Here is a 3,148-nt window from a genome sequence, read left to right as displayed (position 1 = left end):
GGTTCTCGGTGACCGAGGCGATGACGGCGCCACAGACCGTGACCGGCATTGACCGGGTGCAGCCGACCCTGTTCGCCATGCAGGTGGCGCTGGCGGCCACGATGAAATCCTACGGGGTCGCCCCGGGCGCCGTCGTCGGGCACTCCCTGGGTGAGGTGGCGGCGGCCGTCGTCGCAGGAGCGTTGTCGCTGGAAGACGGGGTGCGCGTCATCTGTCGCCGTTCCCGGCTGTGCCTAAGACTTGCCGGGGCCGGCGCGATGGCGTCGGTGGAACTGCCGGCTCGGCGTGTGCGTGAAGAATTGGTGGCTCGCGGCATCACCGACGTTGTGGTCTCGGTGGTGGCCTCGCCGCAGTCCACGGTGATCGGCGGTGCCGCCCAGACGGTTCGCGATCTCGTCGCAGAGTGGGAGCAGCGGGAGGTGATGGCCCGGGAGGTCGCCGTTGACGTGGCGTCGCACTCTCCCCAGGTCGATCCGATCCTCGACGAGCTCTCCGATGTATTGGCCGAGGTCGCCCCACGGGTACCGCAGGTTCCGTTCTACTCCGCAACCCTGTTCGACCAATGTGATCGGCCAGTGTGCGACGCCCGTTACTGGGTGGACAACCTGCGTCACACCGTGCGGTTCGGCGCGGCGGTGCAGGCGGCGATGGAGGACGGGTACCGGGTATTTGCCGAGCTGGCACCACACCCGCTGCTGACCCACGCCGTCGACCAAACGGCCGCCAGCCTCGACATGTCGATAGCCGCCTTGGCGGCGATGCGGCGCGAGCAACCGCTGCCGCACGGGCTGCGTGGCCTGCTGGCGGATTTGCACAGCGCGGGCGCCGCAGTGGACTTTTCGGTGCTCTATCCCGGCGGGCGGCTGGTGGACGCACCGCTGCCGGCTTGGACGCACCGTCGCCTGCTTCGCGACCCAGATCGCCATGCGCACAACGCGAATACCGTTTCGGTGCATCCGCTGTTGGGGGCGCATGTGCTGCTGCCGGAGGAGCCGGAACGCCACGCATGGCAGGCCGATGTGGGCACCGCGGCGCTGCCCTGGTTGAGCGACCACCGGATCCACAATGTGGCCGCCCTTCCGGGGGCCGCCTACTGTGAGATGGCCCTGGCCGCCGCACGCATGGTCCTCGGCGAAGGGTCCGAGGTCCGCGACATCCGCTTCGAGCAGATGCTGCTGCTCGATGACAAGACCCCGGTGTTCGCCCTCGCATCGGTGACATCGCCGGGCGTCGTCGACTTCACCGTGGAGACCTTCCACGAAGGTGAGCGGGTTCGGCGGGCCGTAGCGATGCTGCACGCGGGAGACGGTCCGGACAGACCACCGGCCTACGACATGGCCGCTCTGGTGACAGCGCATTCGTTCGAATTGGAGTGGGCCGAACTTAGGCAGTGGTTCGACGACCATGGTGTACACCAGGGGCCTGTTTTCACCGGTGTGACGGCCGCGCACGCCACCGACGGCACGGTCAGCACGATACTGGCCGAAGTCGCGCTGCCTGGTTCGATTCGCTCACAGCAGAGCTGCTACGGGATTCATCCGGCCCTGCTGGATGCCTGTTTCCAGTCCGTTGTGGCCCACCCCGCCGTCCAGGACAGCCGCGACCTGCTGCTGCCGTTGGGTATACGACGGCTACGTGCCTACGCGCCTGCCCGCAACGCCCGCTACTGCCATACGACGGTAACCAATGCTGACGCTGCCGGGGTGGAAGCCGATCTGGATGTGCTCGACGAGCACGGCATGGTTCTGCTTGCCGCGCGTGGGTTGCAATTCGGAACCGGGGTCTCCGAGCGCGCAAGCCGCGATCGTGTGCTCAGCGAGCGGTTGCTGACCATCGAATGGCAACAGCAAGAGCTGCCCGAGGTGGACGGTACTGACGCCGGAACATGGCTGCTGATCAGCACCTCCGCCGCTGCCGATGTGGCGGCCGCCCCCATTACCGACGCGTTGAAGTTCCACGGCGCGCAGTGCACCGCCATGTGCTGGCCGCCGCATGCCGACCAGGTGGCCAATGCCGAGCGGCTGCGCGGTCAGCTCGGTTCCGGCGGGTTCACAGGTGTGGTCGTGCTCACTGGTCCGCGTAATGGCAGCCCGGATGAGGAATGCGCCGTGCACGGCGGTGAGTGCGTCCGGCATATGGTGCGCATCGCCCGCGAATTGCCCGAAACCGCAGGCGAATTGCCGCGTCTATATGTCGTGACCATGAATGCGCAGATGGTGCTGGCCGATGATGTCGTCAATCTTGAGCAGGGCGGGCTGCGCGGCCTGCTGCGGGTGTTCGGCGCCGAGCATCCGAACTTGCGCACCACCCAGATCGACATCGACGAGCACACCCACGCCGAGCGGGTGGCGCGCCAACTGCTAGCCGGCTCGGACGAGGACGAGACCGCCTGGCGACACGACGCGTGGTTCGCCGCGCGCCTGTGCCCCACTGCGCTGCGCCCCGAGGAGCGGCGAACCACAATCGTCGACCATGAGCACGGCGGCATGCGCCTGCGGATTCGCACCCCCGGTGACCTGCAAACGATGGAGTTTGTCGCTTTTGACCGGGTCCCGCCGGGGCCGGGCCAGGTCGAGGTCGCGGTCAGCGTATCCAGCATCAACTTCGCCGATGTCCTACTCGCCATGGGCCGATTACCCGGTATCGAGGCAGGGGATCTACCAGAGCTGGGCACCGATTTCGCCGGTGTGGTGACCGCGGTCGGGCCGGACGTCAATGACTATCACGTGGGTGACCACGTTGGCGGTTATGTCCCCTATAGCGGCTGCTGGGGCACGTTTGTCACTTGCGAAGCCCGATCTGTCATCGCCCTGCCGCCCGGCCTGACGGCCAGCCAGGCCGCCGCGCTGGGCAGCGCGCACGTCACTGCCTGGTACGGGCTGCACGATCTGGCCCGGATGACATCCGGTGACAAGGTGCTGATCCACTCCGCAACCGGCGGTGTAGGTCAAGCGGCGATAGCGATAGCCCGAGCGGCGGGAGCCGAGGTCTTCGCCACAGCCGGCAACGCGTCGCGTAGAGCGCTGTTGGGCGACATGGGCATTGAGCACGTCTATGATTCGCGCAGCATCGAGTTCGCCGAGCAGATCCGCCGGGATACCGATGGGTATGGCGTCGACATCGTGCTCAACTCCCTGACCGGCGCCGC

The 3,148-nt window shown here is 67.2% G+C and carries 1 protein-coding gene; it reads left to right on the top strand.

The window, feature by feature from the left end; all coding sequences use genetic code 11:
• Positions 1-3,148, top strand: a 3,148-nt coding sequence (locus ACLP9N_RS17770; RefSeq protein ID WP_442408657.1) for an acyltransferase domain-containing protein, incomplete at both ends; no start/stop codon positions are given.

Origin of the sequence: Mycobacterium sp. (assembly GCF_052144515.1) — a bacterium.
GTDB lineage: Bacteria > Actinomycetota > Actinomycetes > Mycobacteriales > Mycobacteriaceae > Mycobacterium.
The sequence above is the reverse complement of the archived record's forward strand: the minus strand, read 5'-3'. Positions and strand labels throughout refer to the sequence as shown.